The sequence below is a fragment of the Methylobacterium sp. 17Sr1-1 genome (genome assembly GCF_003173775.1).
Lineage (GTDB): Bacteria > Pseudomonadota > Alphaproteobacteria > Rhizobiales > Beijerinckiaceae > Methylobacterium.
Genome location: NZ_CP029552.1, coordinates 6,125,323 through 6,150,319, shown reverse-complemented (window position 1 = coordinate 6,150,319; position 24,997 = coordinate 6,125,323). Strand labels below are relative to the sequence as shown.

Genomic DNA, 24,997 nt, shown 5'->3' with positions numbered 1-24,997 from the left:
ACCGACGATGCGCCTCCTCCGCCTCTGGCCCGACGAATCCCACTTCGACTTCATGCGCCTGCGGCGCTTCAGCTTCCCGCTCTCGGCGTTCATCTCGGTCGCCACGGTGGTGCTGTTCCTGCAGGTCGGGCTCAATTTCGGCATCGACTTCAAGGGCGGCACCCTGGTCGAGCTGCGGCCGAAGCCCGGCGTGACCTCGGATGTCGGAACGGTGCGCCACACCGCCAACGAGTTCGGCTTCGGCGAGACCGAGGTGCAGGAGCTCGGCCAGGGCTCGATCTCGGTCCGCTTCCCGCTCCAGGCCGGCGGCGAGACCGGCCAGACCCTGGTGATGCAGAAGGCGCACGCCGCCTTCGACAAGGACTACGCCTTCGACCGCGTCGAGACCGTCGGCCCCCGCGTCTCGGGAGAGCTGGTCCAATCGGGCACGATCGGCGTCGTGCTGTCGGTCGTGGCGGTGCTGCTCTACCTGTGGTTCCGGTTCGAGCGCGAGCTGGCGCTGGGGGCCATCGTCGGCACCCTGCACGACATCGTCATCACGGTCGGGCTGTTCGTGATCACCCGCATCGAGTTCAACATGACCTCGATCGCCGCGATCCTCACTATCGTCGGCTATTCGCTGAACGAGACGGTGGTGGTGTTCGACCGTACCCGCGAGCTGATGCGCCGCTACAAGACCATGCCGACCGAGCAGCTGCTCAACCTGTCGATCAACTCGACCATGTCGCGCACGGTGATGACCGCGATGTCGACCGCCCTGTCGCTGCTCGCCCTGGTGTTGTTCGGCGGCGAGGCGATCAAGGGCTTCTCGGTGGTGATGCTGGCCGGCGTGGTGATCTGCACCTACTCGGCGATCTTCGTCTCGACCCCGTTCCTGATCTATATCGGTCTCCAGGCCGGCGGGACCCGGACGCAGACGCGGGACACCTCGACCCTGCCGCAGGCGGCCGAGTGATGGCGGGCGAGCGGGACAGCAGCCCCGGACGCCAGCATGACGGCTTCATCCCGGGCCGCTACCCGATCGATGCCTATGGCGGCGGCGGCTTCCGCTTCGCCGAGATGTCGCATCGCGGCTCGATCCTGGCGCTGCCCTCCGGCGTGCGCGCCTGGGAGGTGACAGAGCCCGCCGGCATCACGCCCGCGAGCCTGCTGCCGCTGGTGGAGGAGGCCGAAGGGATCGACCTCCTGCTCCTCGGCACCGGGGCCGAGATCGTGTTCGTGCCCGATTCCCTGCGCCGGTTCCTCAAGGAGGCGGGCATCGGCCTCGACGTGATGCAGACCGGCGCGGCGGCGCGGACCTACAACATCCTGATGGCCGAGAACCGCAAGGTCGCGGCCGCCCTGATCGCGGTGCCGTGAGCCCGACCCGATGAGCCAGCCCGAGACGCGGGATCCGGCCTGGGCCTACGCCCATTGCGAGGCCCTGGTGCGCGAGGGCGACCCGGACCGCTGGTACGCCAGCCTCTACGCCCCGGCCGACAAGCGCCCCCATCTCCATGCGCTGGCCGCCTTCAGCCTGGAGGTGGCACGGGTGCGCGAGGCGGTGTCGAGCCCGATGCCCGGCGAATTGCGGCTGCAATGGTGGCGCGATGCGCTCCAGGGCGAGGCGCGGGGCGACGTGCGCGCCCACCCGGTCGCCGCCGCTCTCGACGACACGCTCGTCAAGGCACGGCTGCCACGCCAGCCCCTCGTCGACCTGATCGACGCGCGGGTGTTCGACCTCTACGACGACCCGATGCCCTCGACGGGCGACCTCGAGGGCTACTGCGGCGAGACCGCCTCCTGCCTGATCCGCCTCGGCAGCCTGATCCTGGCGAACGGCTCCGAGCCCGGGGGCGCCGCGGCGGCGGGCCATGCCGGCGTCGCCTACGCGGTGACGGGTCTCCTGCGGGCGCTGCCCTGGCACGCGAGACGCGGCCAGGTCTACCTGCCGGCCGACGTGCTCAAGGCCCACGGCGTCACCCGCGAGGACATCGTCGCGGGGCGGGGCGGGCCCGGGTTGCTCGGGGCCTGCGCCGACATGCGGGTGCTGGTGCGCCGCCATCTCGCCGCCTACGCGGCCGAGCGCGCGACGATCGCGACCGTGGCCGCCCCGGCCTTCCTGCCGGTCGCCCTCGTCGAAGGCTACCTCGCGCAGATGGAGCGGCCGGGCTACGACCCGCTGGCGAGCGTGATCGACGTGCCGAACTGGCGCCGGATCTGGCGGCTGTGGCGGGCGGCGCGATCGGTCAAGTAATCGTCAAGCTTCGCGCCTGCTTGCATTCCTCTCCGTCATCCCGGGGCCGCGAAGCGGAACCCGGGATCCATAACCGCCGACGATCGAGGATGAGGCGGACCACCGCCCGCCACTTCCGGAAACCTCGGCGGTTATGGATCCCGGGTTCTCGACTGCGCCGAGCCCCCGGATGACACGGAGGGTGTGAGGGCCGTCCGGCCCCCTTCGGCGGGCCGCCCGCGGGCTACTCCGCCGCCGCCGCCGGCAGTGGCGCCGGCTCCTCGCCGAGCCATTCGCCCAGCGCGACTCGCGCCCGGTCGGTCATCGCCCGCTTCTTGGCCTGCGCCTTCTCGGTTCCCCGAAACCGCTTGCCGTCGGGAGCCTTCGGCGTCCGGTCGAGGGGCGGGAAGAGGCCGAAATTGACGTTCATCGGCTGGAACGAGCGCGGCGTGCCCTCGTCCTCCGCCGAGACGTGCCCGCCGGTGATGTGGCCGATGAGCGCTCCGAGAGCGGTCGTCGCCGGCAGCGGCTCCAGCGAGCGGCCCTGGCGCTCGGCGGCGGCGAAGCGGCCGGCCATCAGGCCGATCGCCGCGCTCTCGACGTAGCCCTCGCAGCCGGTGATCTGGCCGGCGAAGCGCAGGCGCGGCTCGGCTTTCAGGCGCAGGGTGGCGTCGAGGAGGCGCGGGCTGTCGAGGTAGGTGTTGCGGTGCAGGCCGCCGAGGCGGGCGAACTCGGCGTTCTCCAGGCCCGGAATGGTGCGGAAGATCCGCACCTGCTCGGCGTGGCGCAGCTTCGTCTGGAAGCCGACCATGTTGTAGAGCGTGCCTAGAGCATTGTCCTGGCGCAGCTGGACGATGGCGTAGGCCTTGACGGTCGGATTGTGCGGGTTCGTCAGGCCGAAGGGCTTCATCGGGCCGTGGCGCAGGGTCTCGGGGCCGCGCTCGGCCATCACCTCGATCGGCAGGCAGCCGTCAAAATAGGGGGTCGACGCCTCCCATTCCTTGAACGAGGTCTTGTCGCCCTCGACGAGCGCCGTGATGAAGGCGGCGTATTGCTCGCGGTCGAGCGGGCAGTTGATGTAGTCGGCCCCGGTGCCGCCCGGGCCGACCTTGTCGTAGCGGGACTGGAACCAGGCCTTGCCCATGTCGATCGAGTCGCGGTGCACGATCGGCGCGATGGCGTCGAAGAAGGCGAGCGATTCGGCGCCGGTGAGGCCGCGGATGCCCTCGGCGAGGCCGGGCGCGGTGAGCGGGCCGGTCGCCACGATCACGCTGTCCCAGGAGGCGGGCGGCAACCCGTCGATCTCCTCGCGGGCGATGGCGATGTTCGGATGGCCTTCGATCGCTGCCGTGACGGCCCGGCTGAACCCCTCGCGGTCGACTGCCAGCGCGCCGCCGGCCGGCACCTGGTTGGTGTCGCCGCAGCGCATGATCAGCGAGCCGAGGCGGCGCATCTCCTGGTGCAGCAGCCCGACGGCGTTCTGCTCGGCATCGTCGGAGCGGAACGAGTTCGAGCAGACGAGCTCGGCGAGGCCGTCGGTCTGGTGCGCCTCGGTGCCGCGCAGGGGCCGCATCTCGTGCAGCACGACGGGCAGGCCGGCCTCGGCGATCTGCCAGGCGGCCTCGGAGCCGGCGAGGCCGCCGCCGACGACGTGAATGGGATCTGATCCGGACATGACGCGGCATATCGGATCCGGCACCGTCGATGCAACTCCGACGGATCGATGCAAGCGCCCGATGCGGGGGGCCGTACAAGCGAACGCCCGCCGGGAAGGGCGGGCGCGCAAGACGATGGTTGAGCCCGAAGGCCTTCGATCGACTGAGGTACGCAGAACTCGGATACGCAGAACTCGAAGTACTCGATACGCGGTACTAGCTACGCGTGTAGACGCTTACGCAACCGAGCGGGCGATACCCTGGATCTCGAAGCGGCTGATGCCGAGATCGTCGAGCTCGCGGTCAGACAGACGCGACAGCTCGTGCACGGTCTCGCGGTAGCGGAGGTACGAGCGGATCTTGCTGAGGATGAGGGAGACGAACATCGGATTTGACCTCTGTGCGGGCAGCCGGTGCGAACCGTTTCGGCACCGCCTGCCTGCTTCTGTTGCAACGCACCATATGGGAATTGGCTTCGGTGGTGGGAGACGGGGCCGCGTAAGCCAGCCATGCGCGATTCACATGCAGCGCGCAGGGAATCGTCAACCAACCCAGGTGCCCGCCGATTTGGCAGCACTCTGACGCATGAATCGCAGGAATTCCGGGCGTTTAGGCACTATGCTGCACACGCGAAGGGCGGGGGTCCCAAGCGGACTGGCGGAGCCGTGCGGCGGGGCCAGGCGCAGGGATGCGGCAGCCGGTGGCGATCCGGTGTGCAGTGCCGCGAGGGGCGCATTCGATGCCGGTTCTGGAGGCGTGGACTTACCTGCACGGAGCGCAGGTTCTCGTCCCCACGAGCTGCGAGGCCGTCCAAGACGGACGGGTACGGTAACTCGCCTCTCCGTGCGGGTGACGAAACGGTACAGGGAGAGGAATGACGCGGGTTTCTCCCTCCCCCTTCTGCGGGGGAGGGCGGCCCCCGCGTCAGCGGGGGTCGGGAGAGCGGCAGCGCGACGCTGATCCAGGGAGTGCCCTGCAGAACGGCCCCGCCATGTCCGGAAGCGTGGTTCCCCTCTCCCGCCCCACTCCGTGGGGCACCCTCCCCCGCAGAGGGGGGAGGGGGACACCCGCGCTCTTCTCGTCTCGGAGGCTTCCTCGCACAGCCCTGCAAGCGCGGGGAAAGGGCGCGTGCGACCCGCCCTCAATGCAGCCGCGGCGCCACCAGGAAGGTCGACCGGTCGGCCGAGGCGACGGCAATGCTCAGGGTCCGCCCGTCGCGGTGCACGGTGAGCGGCACGGCGACGCCCGCAGGCCCCAGCGCCCAGACGGCGCGCAGGAAGCTCGCGAGGTCGCTCACCTCGGTCTGGCCCACCGCCATCAGGATGTCGCCGGCGCGCAGGTCGGCGGTCTCGGCGGGGGCGCGGGGCGAGAGCCCCATCACCACGACCTGGTCGTCCATCTCGGTGGCGTAGAGGCCGAGCCAGGGGCGGGGCGGGCCGGAAACCCGGCCGAGCGTCGTCAGATCGTGGAGGATCGGCTTCAGGAGGTCGATCGGCACCGCCATGTTGATGGCGCGGCTGTCGCGGCCGCCCTGCTGGAGCTGGAGCGAGCCGATGCCGGTGAGCTCGCCCGCCGGACCGATCAGGGCGGCGCCGCCCCAATGCGGGTGCGAGGGCGCGGTGAAGATCGCATCGTCAAGGAGGTATTCCCAGTAGCCGGCGAATTCCTGCCGGGCCACCACCTCGGCGGCGACGGCCCGCGAACGGCCGCCGGCCCCGGCCATCACCAGCCGGTCGCCGACGCGCAGGCCGTCGGCACTGCCGAGCGGCAGATGCGGCAGGTCGAGGCGGCCGAGCGCCTGCACCAGGCCGAAGCCCGTCGCAGCGTCGTAGCCGACGACGTGGCCCGGCGCGGTGCGCCCGTCATGGGCGGTGAGCCAGACGCTCTCGGCCTCGGTGATGAGGTAGCCGATGGTGAGCACCAGCCCGTCCTCGCCGATCAGGACGCCATTGCCGGCCCGCTCGGTGCCGAGGATCTCGGCGGTGTAGGCGCCGTCCGGCACGCGCGAGGACAGGGCGACGACGGCGGTGAGGGTCTGGTCGAGGTCGTAGGAATAGGCGGCCGGGCGGGGCTGCACCGCGGAGGGGATCTTCCAGTCGCCGGGCGCTGCCATGATGGACTCCTGCCGGGGCATCGAACGCCCCGTGTCACGTCTCGTCGGCGGGGTCGTCTCGGCCCCGCCCGCTCGCTCCCGTTATAGGTCGCGCAGGCGGCGCCCGACAGGCATCGCGCACACGCGAGAACGCCCGGCTCGCGGAGCCGGGCGCTTCTGCGCGAGACGCTACTCCGCGGCCTGCTTGCGGGCCGCCGGCTTGCGGGTCCGCGGCGCCTTCGCGGCCGGGGCCGGCTTCGCGCCGGCCGGGCGCCGGGCCAGGACCTCGCGCAGGAAGCGGCCGGTATGGCTCGCCTCCGAGGCCGCGATGTCCTCCGGCGTTCCTTGCGCCACGATGGTGCCGCCGCCGTCGCCGCCCTCGGGGCCCATGTCGATCACCCAGTCGGCGGTCTTGATGACCTCGAGGTTGTGCTCGATCACCACCACGCTGTTGCCCTGGTCGACGAGCTCGTGCAGCACCTCCATCAGCTTGGCGACATCGTGGAAGTGCAGGCCGGTGGTCGGCTCGTCGAGGATGTAGAGGGTGCGGCCGGTGGCCCGCTTCGACAGTTCCTTGGAGAGCTTGACCCGCTGCGCCTCGCCGCCCGACAGGGTGGTGGCCTGCTGGCCGACCCGGACGTAGCCGAGGCCGACCCGGGCCAGGGTCTCGAGCTTCTCGCGGATCGCCGGCACCGCCTTGAACAGCTCGGCCGCCTCCTCCACCGTCATGTCGAGCACGTCGGCGATCGAGCGCTCGCGGTACTTCACCTCCAGGGTCTCGCGGTCGTAGCGCTTGCCCTTGCAGACGTCGCAGGTGACGTAGACGTCGGGCAGGAAGTGCATCTCGATCTTGATGACGCCGTCGCCCGAGCAGGCCTCGCAGCGCCCGCCCTTGACGTTGAACGAGAACCGACCGGGCTGGTAGCCGCGGGCCTTGGCCTCGGGCAGCCCGGCGAACCAGTCGCGGATCGGCGTGAAGGCGCCGATATAGGTCGCAGGGTTCGAGCGCGGGGTGCGGCCGATCGGCGACTGGTCGATGTCGATGACCTTGTCGAGGTGTTCCAGCCCCTCGATCCGGTCGTGGGGCGCGGGGTGCTCCAGCGCCCCGTTGAGCTTGCGCGCCACCGCCTTGTAGAGCGTGTCGACGACCAGCGTCGACTTGCCGCCGCCGGAGACACCGGTGATGCAGGTGAAGGTGCCGAGCGGGATCTCGGCGGTCACGTCCTTCAGGTTGTTGCCGCGGGCGCCGACGAGGCGCAGCATCTGGGCCTCGGGCGCCTCGACCTTGGCGGCCGGGTTGCGCTTGGCCTTCCGGCGCATCTTCGGCACCCGCACCGAGAGCTTGCCGGTGAGGTACTGGGCGGTCAGCGAGTTCTCGTCCGCCAGCAGCTCGGACGGCGTTCCCTTCGCCACGATCTGCCCGCCATGGATACCGGCGCCGGGGCCGACATCGACGACGTAGTCGGCCTGCAGGATCGCGTCCTCGTCGTGCTCGACCACGATCACCGAATTGCCGAGGTCGCGCAGCCGCTTCAGCGTGCCGAGCAGCCGCTCGTTGTCGCGCTGGTGCAGGCCGATCGAGGGCTCGTCGAGGACGTAGAGAACGCCGGTGAGCCCCGAGCCGATCTGCGAGGCCAGCCGGATGCGCTGGCTCTCGCCGCCCGACAGCGAGCCGGAGCCGCGGGCGAGCGTGAGGTATTCGAGACCGACATCGACCAGGAAGGTCAGCCGGTCGCGGATCTCCTTCAGGATGCGGGCCGCGATCTCGTTGTGCTTCTGGCTCAGGTGCTCGGGCAAGTCGCCGAACCAGCGGTGGGCGTCGCGCACCGAGAGCACCGTGGAATCCCCGATGTCGAAGCCGGCGATCTTGACCGCGAGCGCCTCGGGCTTCAGCCGCTTGCCCTTGCAGGCCGAGCACGGCGTCTCGGCCATGAACCGGCCGATGTCCTCGCGCGCCGCGTCGCTGTCGGTCTCCTTGTAGCGCCGCTCCAGGTTCGGGATCACGCCCTCGAAGGGCTTCGAGACCTCGTAGGCGCGAAGCCCGTCATTGTAGGCGAAGCGGATCTCGTCGCCGTCCGAGCCGTAGAGCACCACCTGGCGGGCGGCCTCGGTGAGCTTGCCCCACGGCGTGTCGGTGCGGAAGCGGTAGTGCTTCGCCAGGGCGTCCAGGGTCTGGCCGTAATAGGGCGAGGTCGATTTCGCCCAGGGCGCGACGGCACCGCGCGACAGGCTCAAGGCCTCGTCGGCGATGACCAGCGTCGGGTCGATCCGCATCTCGTGGCCGATGCCGCCGCAGGTCGGGCAGGCGCCGAACGGATTGTTGAAGGAGAAGAGCCTGGGCTCGATCTCCGGAATCGTGAACCCGGAGACCGGGCAGGCGAAGCGCGACGAGAACGTGATGGGCTCCGGCGCCTCGCCGTCCTCGGGAGTGTCCGCGAAAGCGACCACCGCGATGCCGTCGGCCAGTTCCAGCGCCGTCTCGAACGAATCGGCCAGCCGCGAGGCCATGTCGGCCCGCACCACGATCCGGTCGACCACCACGTCGATGTCGTGCTTCAGCTTCTTGTCGAGCTTCGGCACGTCGTCGATGGCGTAGTACTCGCCGTCGATGCGCAGGCGCTGAAAGCCCTTCTTCTGGAACTCGGCGATCTCCTTGCGGTACTCGCCCTTGCGGCCGCGCACGACGGGGGCCAGCAGGTAGAGCCGGGTCTTCTCGGGGAGGGCCAGCACCCGGTCGACCATCTGGCTGACGGTCTGGCTCTCGATCGGCAGGCCGGTCGCGGGTGAGTACGGAATGCCGACCCGCGCCCACAGCAGGCGCATGTAGTCGTAGATCTCCGTGACGGTGCCGACCGTCGAGCGCGGATTCTTCGAGGTCGTCTTCTGCTCGATGGAGATCGCCGGCGACAGCCCGTCGATCTGGTCGACGTCGGGCTTCGCCATCATCTCGAGGAACTGGCGCGCATAGGCCGAGAGCGACTCGACGTAGCGGCGCTGCCCCTCGGCGTAGATGGTGTCGAAGGCGAGCGACGACTTGCCCGAACCGGACAGCCCGGTGAACACCACGAGCTTGTCGCGGGGAATCGTCAGGTCGACGTTCTTCAGGTTGTGCTCGCGGGCGCCCCGCACCGCGATCACGCGGCCCTCCGCGGAACGGTCGAAGAGCTTGTCGAGAGAGGCCATGCAGAGGGGCTCCGGGCCGGGGTCGACACGGCCAGGCTTGATGGGACCGGGATCGGCCGGGAGCCCGTGACGTTCGGGGAGCCCATCGACCGTGATGGTGACCAGATGGGGCGCGGGGGCGCCCGAGCCAAGTCTGCCCTCACGACTAGAACAAACTGCGTACAGGAGCAACCGCGCCGCCGGCTTGGCCGTCTATGCAGGCTCTCAGTCGGCTCAGGACGGAACGCTCAGCGCCAGGATCCGGCTGATCTCCGTGAGATTGCGCCCCGATTGGGCGGACCACAGATTGAAGGCGCGCTGGACCAGCGCCAGACCGCGCGGAGTGCTCGGCGCACGCGCGACGACGCCTTCCCGGATCAGCGCCGCGACGACGTCCCTGGTGGTGACGAAGGCCGGCTTGCCGATCGCCCGCAGGACGCGCATGCCCGAATCGCCGCCGAGATGACGGCCGCGCTCCCGCAGCAGTCGCAGCAGGCCGACGAGGTCGTCCTCGGGCCAGTCCGCCAGGACTCGGGCGGCCGAGCCGTGCTCGCGCGCGAGCGCCAGGAGCAGGGCCGCGTTGACGCGCACCGCATCGATCTTGGCGCGGTTGCGGACGATCGCCCGATCGGCGGCCAGGGCGTCGATGTCGTCTTCGGTCAGCGCCGCGCAGGCCGGCGGATCGAATTCCCGGAAGGCGCTCTCGAAGGCCGGCCATTTCGCGTCGATCACCTGCGCGGAGAAGCCGGCGCTGAAGATGCGCCGCGTCATCGCGGCCAGGATGCGGTGATCGGGCAGCGCGGCGATCCGGTCGCGCGGGAGAACCGGCGTCTCGCCGAGCATCGCCTCCAGGGCCGCGAGCCCGCCCTTGCGGGACGCCGCCTCGGCCAGGATGTCTTCGAGGGGCCGCATCACGCCGGCTCGCCCGTGAACCAGGGCTCGCACCAATCCTGCCGCATCACCGGCCGGAACTCCGTGAAGGTGAAGCGGGCGACGCCGTTCTGGCGAAACGGCTCGGCCTCGAACAGCGTTTCGAGATCTTCGCGGGTCTCGGCCCGCGCCACCAGGAACCCGCCGACCGGCGGTTCCTTCGGCCCCGAGCACAGGAAAAGCCCGCGATCGTATCCGTCCTTCAGGAAGTTCCGATGACTCGGTATCAGAGGAGCGACGGCCTCGAACGGAACGAGATACGTCGCCTCGACGATGAAATGCTTCATCTCATGATCCTCACGCGGAGAGGATGCTTTTTGGCTCCGGGACGGATGCCGCGCCGGTACCGGCGACACGCGACACCGTGACCTGAACCGGAGGGACTTGCCGCTATGGCAGGCCGGTGCTCGACTGTGGTACGAACCGGTCGGTCACATGTCAATCGAGGAACCACGATGGACCAAGCGCCGACGAGACCGACACGGGCGCGCGACAAGATCTTCGCGGTCGCGGCCGAGCGGTTCTACCGCGACGGGATCCGGTCCGTCGGCGTCGAGGCCATCGTCAAGGAGGCCGGGGTCACCAAGATCAGCCTCTATCGCAGCTTCCCGTCGAAGGACGATCTCGTCCTCGCCTATCTGGAGGAGCGGTCGCGGCAGTTTCTCGAACGCTGGGACGAGACGTTCGACCGATACGACGACCCGGACGAGCGGCTCCGCGCGATCATGACCTACTTGGTCGAGCGGACGACGCAGGAGGGATACCGGGGCTGCCCCTTCATCAATTTCTGCGCCGAGTTCGCCGATCCGGCCCATCCCGGCCGGCAGATCGCGCGGGCCACGAAGACGGCATTGCGGGAACGCTTCCGGCACCTCGCCGGGGCGCTGCAGGCGAGGGACCCCGGCCAGCTCGCCGACGGCCTGCTGTTGCTCGTGGAAGGAGCCTACGCGATCAGCCAGACCCATGGCGGCGGCCCGGACGGCGTCGGGCACGCGCTCGTCCAGGCAGCGGAGGCGCTCGTGGCGCAGCAGCGGGCCCGATAGGAAGACCCTCGCGGCACCTCTCGCGCCGTGCTCCCTCACAAGCTCAAGGGCGCGTTGTCGATCACCTCCTTCATGACGAAGAAGGTCCGGGTCTGGCGCACCCCGGGCAGGGCGATCAGGATCTCGCTGTGCATCCGGTTGAAGTCGGCCATGTCCGAGACCCGGATCTTGAGGAAGTAGTCGAAGTCGCCGGCGACGAGGTGGCAGTCGAGGAGGGTCGGCATGGCGAGCGCCGCGGCCTCGAAGGCCGAGAAGGCCTCGGGCGTCGAGCGGTCGAGCACCACCCCGACCAGGACTAGGGAGCCGCGCCCCACCCGCTCGGGGGCCACCACGGCGCGCACGCCGCGGAGATACCCTTCGTCGAACAGGCGCTGGGTGCGGCGGTGGCAGGTCGCCGGGCTGGTGTTGACGCGCTTGGCGAGCTCGGCGTTGCCGATGCGGCCATCCTCTTGCAGCAGACGGAGAATCTTGAGGTCGATGCGGTCGAGCCCGGCGGGCATGAAAGATCCTTCCGCAAGATGGCTGTTTCACGGAATGCAGTAGCACATGGAACCGGTAGCGGGGCCGGCCAGCGCCAAAATTCGTCCAACTTCGAGAGCACCTTCCGCCGGGAGCCTGCTACAACGATCGCGGCTTCCACACAGGACCCCGGCGATGACCCAATCGATGCTGTCGCAGTTCGAGCGCTACCCCCTGACCTTCGGCCCGACCCCGATCGAGCACCTGCCGCGCCTGACCGCCCATCTCGGCGGCGACGTGCAGATCTACGCCAAGCGTGAGGACTGCAACTCGGGTCTCGCCTATGGCGGCAACAAGCTGCGCAAGCTCGAATACATCGTGCCGGACGCGATCGCCTCGGGCGCCGACACCCTGGTGTCGATCGGCGGCGTGCAGTCGAACCACACCCGCATGGTGGCGGCGGTGGCGGCCAAGATCGGCATGAAGTGCCGGGTGATCCAGGAAGCCTGGGTGCCGCACGAGGACGCGGTCTACGACCGGGTCGGCAACATCATGCTGACGCGGATCATGGGCGCCGAATCGCAGCTCGTCGACGACGGCTTCGACATCGGCATCCGCGACAGCTGGAAGCAGGCGATCGAGGACGTGAAGGCCAAGGGCGGCAAGCCCTACGCGATCCCGGCCGGCGCCTCGGTGCACAAGTTCGGCGGTCTGGGCTACGTCGGCTTTGCGGAAGAAGTGCGCAAGCAGGAAGCCGAGATGGGCCTCCACTTCGACTACATCGTGGTCTGCACCGTCACCGGCTCGACCCATGCGGGCATGCTGGTCGGCTTCAAGCCCGACGGCCGCGCCCGCAACGTCATCGGCATCGACGCCTCCTGCACCCCGGCGCAGACGAAGGCACAGGTGCTCGAGATCGCCCGCAACACCTCCGCTCTCGTCGGCGCCGGCGAGATCACGGAGGACGACGTGGTGATCAAGGAGGAGTACGCCTACCCGGTCTACGGCGTGCCCTCGAAGGAGACGGTCGAGGCGATCCGCCTCGCGGCCCGGCTCGAGGCGATGATCACCGACCCGGTCTACGAGGGCAAGTCGATGCAGGGCATGATCGACCTCGTCCAGAAGGGCTTCTTCCCCAAGGGCTCGAAGGTGCTCTACGCCCATCTCGGCGGCGCGCCGGCGCTGAACGGCTACAGCTACACCTTCCGCAACGGCTGAGCGGGGACGGGGGCCGTTCGCCAGGCTGCACTTCCTCGAACAGCCCCCGGACCTGCCACCCTCCATGTCATCCCGGGGCCGCGCAGCGGAACCCGGGATGACTTGGAGGAAGTACAGTTTGTCGGTGTCAGCCGGATCCTGCGAATGAAAGAAGCCCGGCCGCTCGTCGCGGACCGGGCTTCTTCGTCTTCGCTACCTCACGAGCATCATTTGTCCGTGCAGAGCCCCGCCTCCGACAGCCGGCGGTGATGGCGGGGATCGCAATCGGTGGCGAGGAACGAGGCCCATTCGGCCTTGGTGCCGTAGAAGGCGTTGCGGTCGACGTCGCCGCGCACGCCCGGCACCCGGCCGGTCGAGGTGAACTGCCACAGCATCCAGTCGCGATTGACGTAGCGCTGCTCCGGCTCGGCGGCGGTGGAGCGGACCCAGTGCGGGTAATCCGGCAGCTCGCCCTCCAGCACGTCCTTGTGGAACGTGATGTCGGTGTAGATGATCGGCCGCTTGCCGGTATAGGCCTCCATCTCGCGGAGCATGTACTCGGTCATCGCGAGGGCCTGGGCCTTCGGCAGCTTCTTCGGGCAGAGCTGCGAGTGGCCGTTCCACTCGACGTCGAGGACCGGGGGCAGGGCGGTCGGGTCGTTGGGGACGTTGCGCTTGAACCAGTCCATCTGGTCCTTGGCCGAGCGGCACCAGAACACGAAGTGGTAGGCGCCCCGCGGTACGCCGGCCCGGCCGGCGCCGTCCCAGTTCTCGCGGAAGCGGTCGTCGACGTGGTCGCCGCCCTCGGTCGCCTTGATGTAGGCGAACTGGGTGCCGGCGCCCTTGACCGAGGTCCAGTCGATCGGCCCCTGCCACTTCGAGACGTCGATGCCCTGGATCGGGTGGTTCTTCGCCTTGGCGACACCCGGATGGGGCTTCACGTCGCCCTTGGTCGGGTAGAAATCGGCGCCGCCGCCGGCGCAGGCCGCCAGCGCGGCGAGGCTCGCCGCCGCGAGGGCACGCTTGCCCCACCGGACGCTGCGCGACAGCACGGTGGACCACGGGGCGGAGGGGATCGTCGACTCCATCGGCATCGGGGCGCGGCCTGACTTCACGCGGAACACTATGGCTATTCGATGCGGTGGGGCGGGTTAATGGAAGCTTGACGAGATCTGAACGGAATTCCGGAACGCGTGGCCGATAAGCCACGTAGGGCCGGCGCACGGCTCGCCCGGGCCTCGTCCATCGGGCATAAGCCCCCGTCGAACTTGATGTTTGCCGGGGCGGAGAATGGCCAAGGTTCTGTTTACCATCGGGTACGAAGGCGCCGATCCGGAGCGCTTCACCGCCGCCCTGCGCGATGCCGGCGTGGCGACCCTGGCCGATGTGCGGGCGGTGGCGGCCTCGCGCAAGCGGGGATTCTCGAAGAGCGCGCTGGCCGCGGGGCTGACCGGCGTGGGCATTGGTTACGCGCACTTACGCAGCCTCGGCACGCCGAAGGCCGGCCGCGAGGCGGCGCGCGCCCATGACGCGGCACTGATGCGGCGGATCTACTGCGACGAGGTGCTGGACACGGCCTCGGGCGCGGCCGCCCTCGACGAGCTGGCGGCCTTGGCGGCGGCAGGGCCGACCTGCCTGCTCTGCTTCGAGCGCGACCCCGAGCGCTGCCACCGGCGGGTCCTGAGCGAGCGGCTGGCGGGGAGGGGGTTCGAGATCGTCGATCTGTTCGCGTGAGGCGGCGCAGCCGCTTCCCGGGCCCGCTCGCCGATTCGACCTGGACCCGCGAACCGCCGCGCCGCATCATGCCGGCTGCCCGCTGCCCGACCGTCGCCCGAAGATGCTCATCCCGTCACCGACGGCCCGTGCCGTCGCTGCCCTCTCCCTGACGCAGATCATCGGGTGGGGCGCCACGTTCTGGCTGCCCGCGGTCACGGGACCGGCCATGGCCGGCGAGCTGGGCATGGCGCTTCCCCTCGTCATGGCCGGGCCGACGGTCATGCTCGTCGTCATGGCCGCCGCGACCTGGCCGCTGAGCGGCGTCTTCGAGCGCGTCGGTGCGCGCCCGGTCATGATCGCCGGATCGGCCCTGGGCGCGGCCGGCCTGCTGATCATGGGTTCGGCCGACGGCCCGGCGCTCTACTTCGTGTCGTGGGTCGTCATCGGGCTGGCGGGCGCCGGGATGCTGACCACCCCGGCGCAGATCGCCGTGACCGAGATCGCCGGCGGCGCGGCGCGCCGGGCGCTCGGCCTGCTGGTCCTGGCCGGCGGGTTGACCTCGACGATCGTCTGGCCGCTCTCGGGGCTCCTGCAGGACCGGTGGGGCTGGCGCGCGACGACGCTGTGCTACGGCGTCACGATGCTGCTCGTCTGCGTGCCGCTGCACTGGGCGACGCTCGCGCGGCGGCCCGGGACGCGATCCGGCGCGGAAGCCGCCGGGCCCGCCGGCATCGATCGGGCGCGGTTCACCCTTCTCGCCTTGAGCTTCGCGGCGAACGGCTTCTTCACCTGGGGCTTCGCCCTGACCTTCATCATCCTGTTCGAGGCGGCGGGGCTCGACCATGCCGCCGCGCTGGCTGCGGCGTCCTTCATCGGCATCGCCCAATGGGCGGGGCGCATGGTCGAGGTCCTGGGCGGCCGGCACTGGTCGGGCTTCACCCTCGGCCTCGTCGCCTACGCGCTGTTTCCGCTGAGCTTCGTCGTGCTGCTGCTGACCCGCAGCTTTGCCGGGGCGATGCTGTTCGCCACGCTCTACGGCGCCGCCAGCGGCATCGGCGCCGTCACCCGCGCCACGCTCCCGTTGCAGATCTTCCCCGCCGGCGCCTATGCCCGCGCCTCGGCGCGTCTGGCAGTGCCGCTCAACCTCTCCTTCGCGGCCGCGCCGCCGGTGTTCGCCGCGCTCGTGACGAGGGCGGGTCCCCACGCCGCCCTGTGGCTGGCGCTGACGATCTCGATCGTCGCGGTCGGCCTCCTGGTCGGGCTGCGGATGCTGCACCATCGCATGGCGCCCGAGCCACGGCAGAGCCTCGCGCTGAAGGCCGAATGAATCGGGCGGGCGTGGCTGTGATGCGAGCAGGCCGGGCAGCGGTTCGCCATCCACTCGGCCGCGTCGCTGCCGGCTGTCGTTACCCCTCGCCCACCCGCGGCACCGGCGCCTCGCCCGGCAGGGCCCGCGGCAGGCCCGGCCGGCGCTGCGGCGCCGGCATCCCGTCGGCATGGGCGGCCTCGATGTTGCCGTAGAACTGGTCGGCGCTCGCCTCCCAGGTGTAGCGCAGGGCCTCCGCCCGGCAGGCGTCCCGCGGGATCGCGAGCGCCGCGCGGGCCGCCGCGCCGAGGTCCTGGTCGAGGACGCCCACGTCCGTGCCCCCGACCACGTCGAGCGGCCCGGTCACCGGATAGGCCGCGACGGCCAAGCCGCTCGCCAGCGCCTCCAGCAGCACGATGCCGAAGGTGTCGGTGAGGCTCGGGAAGACGAAGACGTCGGAGGCCGAATAGACCCGGGCCAGGGCCTCGCCGGTGAGGGTGCCGAGGAAGCGGGCTTCGGGATCGATCCCGGCGAGCCGCGCCCGGTCCGGCCCGTCGCCGACGACGAGCTTGGTGCCGGGCAGGTCGAGGCGCAGGAACGCCTCGACGTTCTTCTCCACCGCCAGCCGCCCGACGAACAGGAAGAACGGGCGCGGCAGCCCGGCCAGGGCGGCCGGCGGGGCCTCGCCGTCGCGGGGGCGGAAGAGGCCGGTGTCGACGCCGCGGCTCCAGCGCATCAGCCGGGTGAAGCCGCGCCCGGACAGGTCGCGCTCCAGCGAGGGCGTGCTCACCATCGTGCCGCTCGCGGCGCCGTGGAAGCGGCGCAGCCAGGCGTAGCTCCAGCGTTCCGGCACCGGCAGGCGGGCGGCGAGGTACTCGGGGAACCGGGTGTGGTAGCTGGTGGTGAAGGGGCGCCCCTGCGCCAGGCAGACCCGGCGGGTGGCGAGCCCGATCGGCCCTTCTGTGGCGATGTGGACGTGGGTCGGCGCCAGGGCGGGAAAGCGGGCCGCGACGCCACGGGCGGTGACGAGCGAGAGCCGGATCTCGGCATAGCCCGGCAGCGGCACGTTGGCGAAGTCGAGGGGCGTCAGCATCACCGGGTCGTGGCCGCGCCGGCGCCCTGCCGCCACCATGTGCTCGAGGGAGCGGACGACGCCGTTGACCTGGGGGTGCCAGGCATCGGTCGCGACGAGGAGCCTCACGCGACGGCCCGGGTGCTCTGGGCGGCCGGGGGCAGGGGGGCGCGGGCGGCGGGCGCCAACTCCTCGATCGGGGCGACCTCGCCCGCGGCGACTTGGCGACTGTGGGAGGTCAGCGGCGTGGGGGCCTCGGCATGGGCCCGCTTCCACTCGGCGAAGCGGATCACCTCCATCGTGCCGTCGTAATGCTCGACGACGGCCGTGCAGGATTCGACCCAGTCGCCGGTGTTGAGGTAGTGCATGTCGCCGACCATGCGGCTCGCCGCATGGTGGATGTGGCCGCAGATCACCCCGTCGGCCTCGGCCCGGCGCGCCTCGGCGATCAAGAATTCCTCGAAGCGGCCGATGAAGTTGACGGCGTTCTTCACCTTCAGCTTGGCCCAGGCCGACAGCGACCAGTAGGTCAGGCCGAGGCGCCGGCGCACCCAGTTCAGGTGGGTGTTGACGAAGAGCGCCGCCGAGTAGGCGCCGTCGCCGAGATAGGCCAGCCAGCGGGCGTGGCGCACCACGAGGTCGAACTGGTCGCCGTGGATGACGAGGTAGCGCTTGCCGTCCGCCGCCTCGTGCAGCACCTGGTCCTGGATCTCGATGCCGCCGAAATGCATGTCGAGGAAGTCGCGCAGGAACTCGTCGTGGTTGCCGGGCACGTAGACGAGGCGCGAGCCCTTGCGCACCTTCCGCAGGAGCTTCTGCACCACGTCGTTGTGCGATTGCGGCCAGTACCAGCCCGAGCGCAGCTTCCAGCCGTCGACGATGTCGCCGACCAGGTAGATCTCGTCGGCATCCACTTCGCGCATGAAGTCGAGCAGCAGCTCGGCCTGGCAGCCCTTGGTCCCCAGGTGGATATCCGAGAGGAACAGGGTTCGCACGCGCAGCGCGTCGGCGTCCTCGGCCACGTGCAATCTCCTTGGCGGCGTCTCGCGCCAGCCAAACCCTATTCGCGTATCACTTTGATGACGCGGCTGCCGCGGGCGGAACCTTGGCCGGGGACCGGGACTCGAATTCGTTTGCGGAGCCTTAATCCACATCATGCGGATTGCGCAGGTCAGCCGCCCGCACCCGCCTCTACCTCGGCCGTGGCGATTCGTGGTTCTGACAAGCGGCCCCACCGCGCTCCCGCGGTCTCGGCCACTCCCCCGGTTTCAAGAAAAGCGCCCCGCCCATGGCAGCCCCCCTCGTCGTCCCCGGCCGGTCGGTCACCGGATCTGGCGCGTCGGGACGAGCGGCCGCCCGCCCCTATCTCGGCATCGGGCTCAAGGTCCTCTCGGCGCTGGCCTTCACGCTGATGTCCGCCGGCGTGAAGACGCTGGCCGACCGGTTCCCGACCGGCGAGATCGTGTTCTTCCGCTCCTTCATCGCCATCGCGCCGCTGCTGCTGTGGCTGCGCTGGCAGGGCGGCGTGCGGGAGGCGGTGGCGACGCAGAACCTCAAGGGCCACGTCCTGCGCAGCATCATCGGCGCCTGCGGGATGTTCGCGGGCTTCGCCGGCCTGTCCTTCCTGCCGCTCTCCGACGCGGTGGCGATCGGCTACGCCTCGCCGCTCCTCGTGGTGGTGCTGGCGGCCGTCGTGCTGCGCGAGCGGGTCCAGGCCTATCGCTGGGCCGGCGTCTCGGTCGGCTTCCTCGGCGTGCTGATCACGCTCGCCCCCCACCTCGAATTCGGCGGGACCGGCGGCGGCGGGTCGACCGGCGCGCTGTTCGCCATCCTGGCGGCTGGCTGCTCGGCGGCGGCGACGATCCAGGTGCGCAAGCTCACCGGCACCGAGCGCACCGGCGCCATCGTGCTCTACTTCTTCCTGTTCACCTCGCTCCTCGGCCTCTCGACCCTGGCGCTCGGCTGGCGGATGCCCGGCTGGTCGGACCTGGCGCTGTTCCTGGTCGTCGGCGTGCTCGGCGGCATCGGCCAGATCCTGCTCACCGAGAGCTATCGCCACGGCGACGCCTCGCTGGTCGCGCCGTTCGAATACACCACGATGCTGTGGTCGGTGCTGATCGGCTGGTTCGTGTTCGGCCAGCTCCCCACGGCCTCGATCGCGGTGGGCGGCGGCATCGTGGCGGCGGCCGGCGTGTTCGTGGTCTGGCGCGAGCGGCGCCTGGTGGTGGAGCGGGCCCGCGAGGCGGCGGCCGGCGGGGCGCGGGCGGGCTGATCGCGAGCCGTTGACGCCCGCACGCGCACGCCCTTACTCCGGGGGATCGAACGATCGGCCCGGGGTTCCGGGCCCAGCCGGGAACCGCCTCGATGCCCGCACGTCCCTACCCGCGTCCCGCCGGAGCCCGCCCGTGAAGCCCGACGGTGGGCACGCGACCGTGCCGGTGGACCTGCGGCTCTACGGCCTCCTCGATGTCGGGGTCTGCGGCGGCGACGCCGATCACCTCGCCCGGATGGCGGCGGAGGCGGCGGCCGGGGGCTGCACCCTGCTCCAGTACCGCGAGAAGACCATCGTCAATGCCCGCGAGACCGTGGCCCGCCTGCGCCGGATCCACGCGGCGCTCCAGGGTACCGGCGTCCCGCTCCTGATGAACGACCGGGTCGATCTCGCCCTCGCCGCCGGGCTCGAGGGCGTGCATCTCGGCCAGGAGGACCTGCACCCGACTGACGCCAAGCGCCTGCTGCCGCGGGGGGCGATCGTCGGACTCACCGTGAAGAACGCCGCCCAGGCCGACGAGCTCTACCGGTTGCCGGTCGACTACGCCTGCATCGGCGGCGTCTTCGCCACCACCAGCAAGGACAATCCCGATCCTCCGGTCGGGCTCGACGGGCTCAACCGCGTCGTGTTCCGGGCGCGGCTCGCCCGCGGCGGCGGCCTGCCGGTCGGGGCGATCGCGGGCATCGACCGCAGCAACGCCGCGGCGACGATCGGCGCGGGCGCGGACGGGATCGCCCTGATCTCGGCCCTGTTCGGCAGCGGCCGCGACGTCGAGGCGCGGGCGCGGGACCTGCGCGCGGTGATCGACGGGGCGCTCGCGGCGCGAGGCTCGGCATGATCGGGCTTCGCACGATCGGAGACCAGGCATGACCGTGCTCGACAAGGCCGGGTCCGGCATGATCGCCGTCACGATCGCGGGCTCGGATTCCGGCGGCGGCGCCGGCGTCCAGGCCGACCTTAAGACCTTCTCGGCGCTCGGCGTCTACGGCGCCAGCGTGATCACGGCGCTCACCGCCCAGAACACGCGCGGCGTGCAGGCGATCCACGACGTCGATCCCGACTTCGTCGCCCGCCAGATCGAGAGCGTCTTCACCGACCTCGACGTGCGGGCGGTGAAGATCGGCATGCTGTCGCGCGCGCCCGTGATCGCCGCGGTGGCCGAAAATCTCGCCCGCCACGCCGCCGGCCTGCCCCTGGTGCTCGACCCGGTGATGGTGGCGACGAGCGGGGACCGGCTGCTCGCCGACGCCGCCGTCGAGGCCCTGCGCGGCAAGCTCCTGCCCCACGCCGCGGTGCTGACCCCGAACCTGCCCGAGGCGGCGGTGCTGCTGGGGGAGGGCATCGCTGAGACTGAGGCGGCGATGCTCGACCAGGGACGGCGCCTGCTGGGGCTCGGGCCGCGCGCGGTGCTGATGAAGGGCGGCCACGCAGCGGGCCCCAAGAGTGTCGACCTTCTGGTCGGGCCGGACGACCGTGTGCTGCGCCTGGAGGGACCGCGGATCGCGACCCGCAACACCCACGGCACCGGCTGCACCCTGTCGGCGGCGCTCGCTGCCGGTCTCGCCCGCGGTCTTACCCTGACGGACGCCGCGCAGGCGGCCAAGGCCTACCTGAGCGCCGCGCTCGCCGCCTCCGAGCGCTTGCGGATCGGTCACGGCAACGGGCCGGTGCACCACTTCCATGCCTGGTGGAACTGACGCGTCATCCCGCTGGAATCAGCCCGCGCGGCCGGATGAACCCTTGCGTCGTCCGGGCGATTGCGTTTGATGGAGCGTACGGGCGTTCGGTATGCGGAACGCCCCCAGGGTGCTCCAGCGGGGGTCGAGGGCAGGCGATGGGCGTCGAGCGGGGGCGGGAGCGTCCCAAGGACCTGATGACCGGGGCGCAGGTGTTGTCGGGGCAGCTCGGCAAGACCATCCAGCGCCTGCGCAAGGCCTACAACCTGTCGCTCTCCGAGTTGGCCGAGCAATCGGGCGTGGCGAAGTCGATCATCAGCCAGATCGAGCGCAACGAGACCAACCCGACGCTGGCCACGATCTGGCGCCTGAGCCAGGCTCTCGACGTCTCGATCGAGCGGGTGCTCGCCACCGGCGACGAAGAACCCTTCATCGAGAAGTCGTCGCGAGCCGACACGCCGATCCTGGTCTCCGACGACGGACGGATGCGGCTCGCCATCATCGGCTGGATCAAGACCGTCGAGTGGCTGCAATGGTACGACCTCTCGGCCGATCCCGGCGGCGTGCTCGATTCCGACGCGCACCAGCGCGGCTCGGTCGAGTGCCTGTCGGTCACCGAGGGGGAGTTCGAGGTCGACGTGGCCGGCGCCGTGCAGCGGGCGCGAGCCGGCGAGACCCTGCGCTACCGCTGCGACCGGCCCCACACCGTGCGCTGCATCAGCGAGGGGACGGGGCGCGCCTTCATGGTGGTGATCATGAAGGCGGCGGTGATGGAGTAGGGGCTCGGAGGGTCAGGCGGCCCGGCCCATCGTGAAGTCGACATGGACCGAATCGAACGGGAAGCTGATCCGGTCGTTTGATCCCGATTCAACGACACCGGCCTTCCTCAGCGCGTCGATGTCGGCCCGCACCGCGTCGTCGTCGCGACTCAACACATCCGCCAGGGCCGGGAGCGGTAGCGGATCGCGGCCGACCAGGGCGCGCAACAGCTCCCAACGTTGCGGCGTCATCACGGTCCAGAGCAGCTCGACCGAGGCGAAGGAGATGAACGCGCCCTGCGGCTCTCCGCGGAAAATCGCGCCAGAACGCGGCGAGCAGATCATTGATGCCGGCAAACGCAAAGGGAAGCTCTTCGGCACCGATGTGCTTATGATCACCCTTGCCTGCCTCATTGTCATAGCGCAGCACGCACTGCACTTCCACGACGAGAGCGAGACGGTACTTGAAGCTGTGCCGACTGCCCACGACCGGCCTCGGCACCCGCCACACCACGAGTTCGGCAAAAGCGTCGGGTGTCAGCGCGAGTCGCTCTCTGAGGAGCAGCACGGCCTTCATGACGGCGAGATTGCCGCTGGAGCATCAGAACAGCACCCGCAGTGCGGGCCGGATTTGACCCTCACCCCCCGGCGTTGATCCACCGCACCATGTCGGCCAGCACCATCGACAAGGCCCGGTCGAGCCCGTTCGCCGCCACCGGCGCGTTCACCCCCGCCACCGGCACCCGGGCCTGGAACACCTTGGCGGCCACCACCGTGCCGCTGCTCTCCTGGATCAGCTTGGCCGAGAGGTCGACCACCGCCTCGCGGGTGCCGGCATTGATGTCGAAGGCGCGGAGTTCCGTGATCAGGATCGTGTCGGCCGCGACCTTGTCGCCGGGGCGGCTGACGGATTTCAGCCGGTTGGCGTTCTCGAGACTCTGGATCAGCCGGGTCTGGACGAGGCGCGGCAGCCGGTCGGCCCATTGGCCGCCGCCGAGATAGGACACCGCGCCGCCGGGCTCGCGCACGATGATCCGGTCGGCCTCGAAGGGCTGCAGGCCGACCGGCTCGGCCACCACGATCGAGCGCCGGGCGGCACCGCTGCGGGCCGCGCCCGGCAGGGCGGTGAGGTCGAAGGTGGTCGGCACGGCGCCGCTGCCGCAGGCACCGAGGAGCAGGGCCAGGGCAGCCGCGAGACAGCCGGCGGCGAGACGACCGGGAGCGCGGCGCGGGGAGGGGGCCGTGAGGAGCATGGGAGCGGGCGGACCGGAAGGCGGGGCCGGGACGGGCCCGGAAGCTTGACCAGATATGGGCTGACAACGCCCGGCCGGCCGCACGGGTGCAACCGCCACGAGGCCGCACTGCAACATGGTCAGCGACCGTTGTATTCGGGCAACGACGGCTTGCCGCCGAAGATCACCTGGGACGGGTCGCGCTCGATGTTGCGCACGGCGCTGTTGAGGCTGTTGAGGGTGCGCTGGCCGTCGGTGGCGAGGGTCTGGACCTCGCGCCGGCCGGTGCCGCTGAGGCGGCTGACGCTCTGGGTCAGGGTGGCGGTGCGCTTGTCGAGGTTCTCCGACATCACCCGGAAGGCGCGGCCCGCCTCGCGGATCGAGATCGCGGCGTCGCGCACCTCGGCGAAGGTGCTCTTGCCGGCATCGCCCGAAGCCGAGCCGAGGAAGCCCTCGGCGCCCTTCATCACGGCGTCGAGCCGGTCGGCGGAGACGTTGAGCTTGCCCGCGAGCGTCCGCGCATCGTGGATGCCGGCCTGGACGTCCGGCGAGGCGGCGGCAAGCGCAGAGGAGAACTTGTCGGCGTTGTCGATCAGACTCGCGAGCTTGCGGCCGTCCACCGCCTTCGTCAGGGCGTCGAGGGCCGGCGCACTGTCGCCGAGGGTCTTGGAGAAGCGCTCGACATTGGCGAGCGTGCGATTGATCGCGCCCTCGTTGCCGGCGACCACCCGGTCGAGGCGCTGGAGCATGTCGTCGGCGCGCTGCGCGATGGTGCGGGCGGCCACCATCAGGTCCTGGATGTCGGCGGCGTCGGCGTAGATGGTCGGCACCGGATCGTTGGTGGTCGGGGCCAGCGGCGCCGCGTCGGCGCTGCCGCCGACGAGGGCGATCGAGGCGACGCCGGTCAGCATCGTCATGTCGAGGCGGGCGCGGGTGTCGACGCGCAGAGGCGTGCCGCGATTGACCTCGATGATCGCCGTCACCCGGCGCGGGTCCTGCGGCAGCAGCCGCACGTCGGTCGCCTCGCCGACGCGGATGCCGTTGAAGGTGACGACCGCCCCCTTGGCTAGGCCCCCGACGCCGCCGGAGAACACGACGCGCACCGGCATCCGGGCCTGGTTCGCGGAACTGCCGCGCAGCCAGAACGCGAAGACGAAGCCGAGCGCGATCACCGCCAGCGTGAAGGCCCCGATCAGGACGTTGTTGGCGCGGGTTTCCATGCCTTAACGGTTTCCGTGCTCGTGCGGGGCGGGAAGCGGACCACACGCCCAAGTGGCATGGCCTAGAGTGGCATGGCCTAGGCTGCCAAGCTTAAGGGCGGGCTGCTGGCCGCAGGGTGCGGGAGCGCACATCAGGCGAACCCCTCCACAGATCCGCGGGATGACGCGTGACCGGCGGGATCTCGATAATCCGGCACCACGATCGAGCGGGCGCGCTTGCCGTGGAAGTAGGAGCGCAGCCAGGGGTGATCGGAGGCGAGCATCGCGTCGATCGGTCCCTCGGCGATGATCTGCCCGTCGCCGAGCGCCGCGATGCGGTCGCAGGCGGTGTAGAGGCTGTCGAGGTCGTGGGTGACCATGAACACGGTCAGCCCGAGGGTGCGCTGGAGCGTCGCCACCAGCTCGTCGAACTCGCCGGCGCCGATCGGGTCGAGGCCCGAGGTCGGCTCGTCGAGGAAGAGCACCTCCGGGTCGAGGGCCAGCGCCCGGGCGAGGGCTGCGCGCTTGATCATGCCGCCGGAGAGTTCGGAGGGCAGCTTGTCGGCGGCATCGGGCTTGAGGCCCACCATCTCGATCTTGAGCCGGGCGAACTCGTCGAGCAGGCGCTCGGAGAGCTTCAGGTGCTCGCGCATCGGCACCTGGATGTTCTGCTTGACGGTGAGCGCCGAGAACAGCGCGCCCTGCTGAAACAGCACGCCCCAGCGCCGCTCGATCACCCGGCGCTGGGCGAGGCTCAGGCGGTCGACGTCCTCGCCGAACACCTCGATCGTGCCGGAGCGCTTCGGCACCAGGCCGAGCAGCGTGCGGGTGAGCACCGACTTGCCCTGGCCGGACGGGCCGACGAAGCCCAGGATCTCCCCCCGGCGGATGTCGAGGTTCAGGCCCTTGAGCACCGTGCGGTCGCCGAATCCGACCACGAGGTCGCGCACCCGGATGATCGCGTCGCGGCTCGCCGGTGCAGGATGGGTGGGGCTCGTGATCGCCAAGGACAG

At 70.5% G+C, this 24,997-nt stretch carries 25 protein-coding genes and 1 pseudogene; 11 read left to right on the top strand and 15 right to left on the bottom strand.

Annotated elements, in window-relative coordinates:
• Nucleotides 1-7: 7 nt before the first annotated feature.
• From secF to DK412_RS28045, 3 genes are read left to right on the top strand one after another with little or no spacing between them, the layout of a single operon-like run.
• The gene (gene secF, locus DK412_RS28055; RefSeq protein ID WP_109974657.1) at nucleotides 8-955 is read left to right on the top strand and encodes a protein translocase subunit SecF; all 948 of its coding nucleotides are present in this window, start codon (nucleotides 8-10) and stop codon (nucleotides 953-955) included.
• A complete protein-coding gene (locus DK412_RS28050) occupies nucleotides 955-1,359 on the top strand; it encodes an MTH938/NDUFAF3 family protein (RefSeq protein ID WP_109974656.1) in 405 nt (134 codons plus the stop codon). Before secF ends, DK412_RS28050 begins: the two co-directional genes overlap by 1 nt.
• A 10-nt stretch (nucleotides 1,360-1,369) precedes the next feature.
• Nucleotides 1,370-2,236, top strand: coding sequence for a phytoene/squalene synthase family protein (locus DK412_RS28045; RefSeq protein WP_109974655.1), 867 nt, complete (start codon nucleotides 1,370-1,372; stop codon nucleotides 2,234-2,236).
• 223 nt (nucleotides 2,237-2,459) lie between these two features.
• Here the strand turns inward: DK412_RS28045 and trmFO are convergent, their stop codons facing one another.
• The 6 genes from trmFO to DK412_RS28015 form a co-directional block, all read right to left on the bottom strand.
• Nucleotides 2,460-3,890: a methylenetetrahydrofolate--tRNA-(uracil(54)-C(5))-methyltransferase (FADH(2)-oxidizing) TrmFO gene (gene trmFO, locus DK412_RS28040; protein WP_109974654.1), complete on the bottom strand. Its 1,431-nt coding sequence runs from the start codon at nucleotides 3,888-3,890 to the stop codon at nucleotides 2,460-2,462.
• Nucleotides 3,891-4,106: 216 nt separating this feature from the next.
• Nucleotides 4,107-4,256, bottom strand: a complete 150-nt coding sequence (locus DK412_RS28035) for a DUF1127 domain-containing protein (protein ID WP_082173034.1) — start codon at nucleotides 4,254-4,256, stop codon at nucleotides 4,107-4,109.
• A gap of 755 nt (nucleotides 4,257-5,011) precedes the next feature.
• A complete protein-coding gene (locus DK412_RS28030; protein WP_109975542.1) occupies nucleotides 5,012-5,983 on the bottom strand; it encodes a S1C family serine protease in 972 nt (323 codons plus the stop codon).
• Nucleotides 5,984-6,151: 168 nt separating this feature from the next.
• Nucleotides 6,152-9,145, bottom strand: a complete 2,994-nt coding sequence (gene uvrA / locus DK412_RS28025) for an excinuclease ABC subunit UvrA (protein ID WP_109974653.1) — start codon at nucleotides 9,143-9,145, stop codon at nucleotides 6,152-6,154.
• Between the two features lie 213 nt (nucleotides 9,146-9,358).
• Nucleotides 9,359-10,036: a DNA-3-methyladenine glycosylase I gene (locus tag DK412_RS28020; RefSeq protein ID WP_109974652.1), complete on the bottom strand. Its 678-nt coding sequence runs from the start codon at nucleotides 10,034-10,036 to the stop codon at nucleotides 9,359-9,361.
• Nucleotides 10,036-10,341, bottom strand: a complete 306-nt coding sequence (locus DK412_RS28015; protein ID WP_109974651.1) for a YciI family protein — start codon at nucleotides 10,339-10,341, stop codon at nucleotides 10,036-10,038. The genes DK412_RS28020 and DK412_RS28015 overlap by 1 nt, the downstream gene beginning before the upstream one ends.
• A gap of 168 nt (nucleotides 10,342-10,509) precedes the next feature.
• On the opposite strand from DK412_RS28015, the gene DK412_RS28010 reads away from it, so the two are divergent.
• Nucleotides 10,510-11,097 (top strand): TetR/AcrR family transcriptional regulator, encoded by a 588-nt coding sequence (locus DK412_RS28010; protein WP_162596322.1) that lies wholly within the window; start codon nucleotides 10,510-10,512, stop codon nucleotides 11,095-11,097.
• A gap of 35 nt (nucleotides 11,098-11,132) precedes the next feature.
• On the opposite strand, the gene DK412_RS28005 is transcribed toward DK412_RS28010, so the two are convergent.
• Complete coding sequence (locus DK412_RS28005) at nucleotides 11,133-11,597, bottom strand: Lrp/AsnC ligand binding domain-containing protein (protein ID WP_109974649.1); 465 nt, start codon at nucleotides 11,595-11,597, stop codon at nucleotides 11,133-11,135.
• Nucleotides 11,598-11,763: 166 nt separating this feature from the next.
• On the opposite strand from DK412_RS28005, the gene DK412_RS28000 reads away from it, so the two are divergent.
• On the top strand, nucleotides 11,764-12,774 hold the full coding sequence (locus DK412_RS28000) for a 1-aminocyclopropane-1-carboxylate deaminase (protein ID WP_109975541.1): 1,011 nt from the start codon (nucleotides 11,764-11,766) through the stop codon (nucleotides 12,772-12,774).
• Nucleotides 12,775-12,980: 206 nt separating this feature from the next.
• Here DK412_RS28000 and DK412_RS27995 read toward each other — a convergent pair whose 3' ends face one another.
• A complete protein-coding gene (locus tag DK412_RS27995) occupies nucleotides 12,981-13,841 on the bottom strand; it encodes a GH25 family lysozyme (RefSeq protein ID WP_109974648.1) in 861 nt (286 codons plus the stop codon).
• Nucleotides 13,842-14,043: 202 nt separating this feature from the next.
• Between DK412_RS27995 and DK412_RS27990 the strand changes: the two genes are divergently transcribed.
• Both DK412_RS27990 and DK412_RS27985 read left to right on the top strand, forming a co-directional pair.
• Nucleotides 14,044-14,487, top strand: coding sequence for a DUF488 domain-containing protein (locus DK412_RS27990; protein ID WP_109974647.1), 444 nt, complete (start codon nucleotides 14,044-14,046; stop codon nucleotides 14,485-14,487).
• A 103-nt stretch (nucleotides 14,488-14,590) separates the two neighbouring features.
• Nucleotides 14,591-15,796: an MFS transporter gene (locus tag DK412_RS27985; protein ID WP_109974646.1), complete on the top strand. Its 1,206-nt coding sequence runs from the start codon at nucleotides 14,591-14,593 to the stop codon at nucleotides 15,794-15,796.
• Between the two features lie 79 nt (nucleotides 15,797-15,875).
• Here DK412_RS27985 and DK412_RS27980 read toward each other — a convergent pair whose 3' ends face one another.
• On the bottom strand, nucleotides 15,876-16,976 hold the full coding sequence (locus tag DK412_RS27980; protein ID WP_109974645.1) for a glycosyltransferase family 1 protein: 1,101 nt from the start codon (nucleotides 16,974-16,976) through the stop codon (nucleotides 15,876-15,878).
• Complete coding sequence (locus DK412_RS27975; RefSeq protein WP_109974644.1) at nucleotides 16,973-17,869, bottom strand: UDP-2,3-diacylglucosamine diphosphatase; 897 nt, start codon at nucleotides 17,867-17,869, stop codon at nucleotides 16,973-16,975. The genes DK412_RS27980 and DK412_RS27975 overlap by 4 nt, the downstream gene beginning before the upstream one ends.
• Before the next feature lie 266 nt (nucleotides 17,870-18,135).
• Between DK412_RS27975 and DK412_RS27970 the strand changes: the two genes are divergently transcribed.
• From DK412_RS27970 to DK412_RS27955, 4 genes are all read left to right on the top strand, one after another.
• Nucleotides 18,136-19,119: a DMT family transporter gene (locus tag DK412_RS27970; RefSeq protein WP_109974643.1), complete on the top strand. Its 984-nt coding sequence runs from the start codon at nucleotides 18,136-18,138 to the stop codon at nucleotides 19,117-19,119.
• Nucleotides 19,120-19,252: 133 nt separating this feature from the next.
• Nucleotides 19,253-19,957 (top strand): thiamine phosphate synthase, encoded by a 705-nt coding sequence (locus DK412_RS27965; protein WP_109974642.1) that lies wholly within the window; start codon nucleotides 19,253-19,255, stop codon nucleotides 19,955-19,957.
• Between the two features lie 28 nt (nucleotides 19,958-19,985).
• On the top strand, nucleotides 19,986-20,816 hold the full coding sequence (gene thiD / locus DK412_RS27960; RefSeq protein WP_245447328.1) for a bifunctional hydroxymethylpyrimidine kinase/phosphomethylpyrimidine kinase: 831 nt from the start codon (nucleotides 19,986-19,988) through the stop codon (nucleotides 20,814-20,816).
• Nucleotides 20,817-20,953: 137 nt separating this feature from the next.
• Nucleotides 20,954-21,574 carry an XRE family transcriptional regulator gene (locus DK412_RS27955; RefSeq protein ID WP_093566736.1) on the top strand — a complete coding sequence of 207 codons (621 nt, stop codon included), beginning with the start codon at nucleotides 20,954-20,956 and terminating at the stop codon, nucleotides 21,572-21,574.
• Nucleotides 21,575-21,586: 12 nt separating this feature from the next.
• On the opposite strand, the gene DK412_RS27950 is transcribed toward DK412_RS27955, so the two are convergent.
• The 5 genes and pseudogenes from DK412_RS27950 to DK412_RS27930 form a co-directional block, all read right to left on the bottom strand.
• Complete coding sequence (locus tag DK412_RS27950) at nucleotides 21,587-21,934, bottom strand: hypothetical protein (RefSeq protein WP_204165456.1); 348 nt, start codon at nucleotides 21,932-21,934, stop codon at nucleotides 21,587-21,589.
• Nucleotides 21,870-22,130 (bottom strand): annotated as a pseudogene (locus DK412_RS31220) (DUF6516 family protein); the annotation flags it as partial. The pseudogene DK412_RS31220 and the gene DK412_RS27950, both read right to left, overlap by 65 nt.
• A gap of 61 nt (nucleotides 22,131-22,191) precedes the next feature.
• Nucleotides 22,192-22,806: an ABC-type transport auxiliary lipoprotein family protein gene (locus tag DK412_RS27940; protein WP_109974640.1), complete on the bottom strand. Its 615-nt coding sequence runs from the start codon at nucleotides 22,804-22,806 to the stop codon at nucleotides 22,192-22,194.
• Nucleotides 22,807-22,925: 119 nt separating this feature from the next.
• Nucleotides 22,926-24,005: an MlaD family protein gene (locus DK412_RS27935; RefSeq protein ID WP_109974639.1), complete on the bottom strand. Its 1,080-nt coding sequence runs from the start codon at nucleotides 24,003-24,005 to the stop codon at nucleotides 22,926-22,928.
• A 131-nt stretch (nucleotides 24,006-24,136) separates the two neighbouring features.
• A complete protein-coding gene (locus DK412_RS27930; protein ID WP_245571992.1) occupies nucleotides 24,137-24,985 on the bottom strand; it encodes an ABC transporter ATP-binding protein in 849 nt (282 codons plus the stop codon).
• Nucleotides 24,986-24,997: the final 12 nt, after the last annotated feature.

Coding starts and splice junctions, on each gene's coding strand:
- secF (WP_109974657.1), top strand. CDS start 8: ATGCGCCTCCTCCGCCTCTGGCCCGACGAATCCCACTTCGACTTCATG.
- DK412_RS28050 (WP_109974656.1), top strand. CDS start 955: ATGGCGGGCGAGCGGGACAGCAGCCCCGGACGCCAGCATGACGGCTTC.
- DK412_RS28045 (WP_109974655.1), top strand. CDS start 1,370: ATGAGCCAGCCCGAGACGCGGGATCCGGCCTGGGCCTACGCCCATTGC.
- trmFO (WP_109974654.1), bottom strand. CDS start 3,890: ATGTCCGGATCAGATCCCATTCACGTCGTCGGCGGCGGCCTCGCCGGC.
- DK412_RS28035 (WP_082173034.1), bottom strand. CDS start 4,256: ATGTTCGTCTCCCTCATCCTCAGCAAGATCCGCTCGTACCTCCGCTAC.
- DK412_RS28030 (WP_109975542.1), bottom strand. CDS start 5,983: ATGGCAGCGCCCGGCGACTGGAAGATCCCCTCCGCGGTGCAGCCCCGC.
- uvrA (WP_109974653.1), bottom strand. CDS start 9,145: ATGGCCTCTCTCGACAAGCTCTTCGACCGTTCCGCGGAGGGCCGCGTG.
- DK412_RS28020 (WP_109974652.1), bottom strand. CDS start 10,036: ATGCGGCCCCTCGAAGACATCCTGGCCGAGGCGGCGTCCCGCAAGGGC.
- DK412_RS28015 (WP_109974651.1), bottom strand. CDS start 10,341: ATGAAGCATTTCATCGTCGAGGCGACGTATCTCGTTCCGTTCGAGGCC.
- DK412_RS28010 (WP_162596322.1), top strand. CDS start 10,510: ATGGACCAAGCGCCGACGAGACCGACACGGGCGCGCGACAAGATCTTC.
- DK412_RS28005 (WP_109974649.1), bottom strand. CDS start 11,597: ATGCCCGCCGGGCTCGACCGCATCGACCTCAAGATTCTCCGTCTGCTG.
- DK412_RS28000 (WP_109975541.1), top strand. CDS start 11,764: ATGCTGTCGCAGTTCGAGCGCTACCCCCTGACCTTCGGCCCGACCCCG.
- DK412_RS27995 (WP_109974648.1), bottom strand. CDS start 13,841: ATGGAGTCGACGATCCCCTCCGCCCCGTGGTCCACCGTGCTGTCGCGC.
- DK412_RS27990 (WP_109974647.1), top strand. CDS start 14,044: ATGGCCAAGGTTCTGTTTACCATCGGGTACGAAGGCGCCGATCCGGAG.
- DK412_RS27985 (WP_109974646.1), top strand. CDS start 14,591: ATGCTCATCCCGTCACCGACGGCCCGTGCCGTCGCTGCCCTCTCCCTG.
- DK412_RS27970 (WP_109974643.1), top strand. CDS start 18,136: ATGGCAGCCCCCCTCGTCGTCCCCGGCCGGTCGGTCACCGGATCTGGC.
- thiD (WP_245447328.1), top strand. CDS start 19,986: ATGACCGTGCTCGACAAGGCCGGGTCCGGCATGATCGCCGTCACGATC.
- DK412_RS27955 (WP_093566736.1), top strand. CDS start 20,954: ATGGGCGTCGAGCGGGGGCGGGAGCGTCCCAAGGACCTGATGACCGGG.
- DK412_RS27940 (WP_109974640.1), bottom strand. CDS start 22,806: ATGCTCCTCACGGCCCCCTCCCCGCGCCGCGCTCCCGGTCGTCTCGCC.
- DK412_RS27935 (WP_109974639.1), bottom strand. CDS start 24,005: ATGGAAACCCGCGCCAACAACGTCCTGATCGGGGCCTTCACGCTGGCG.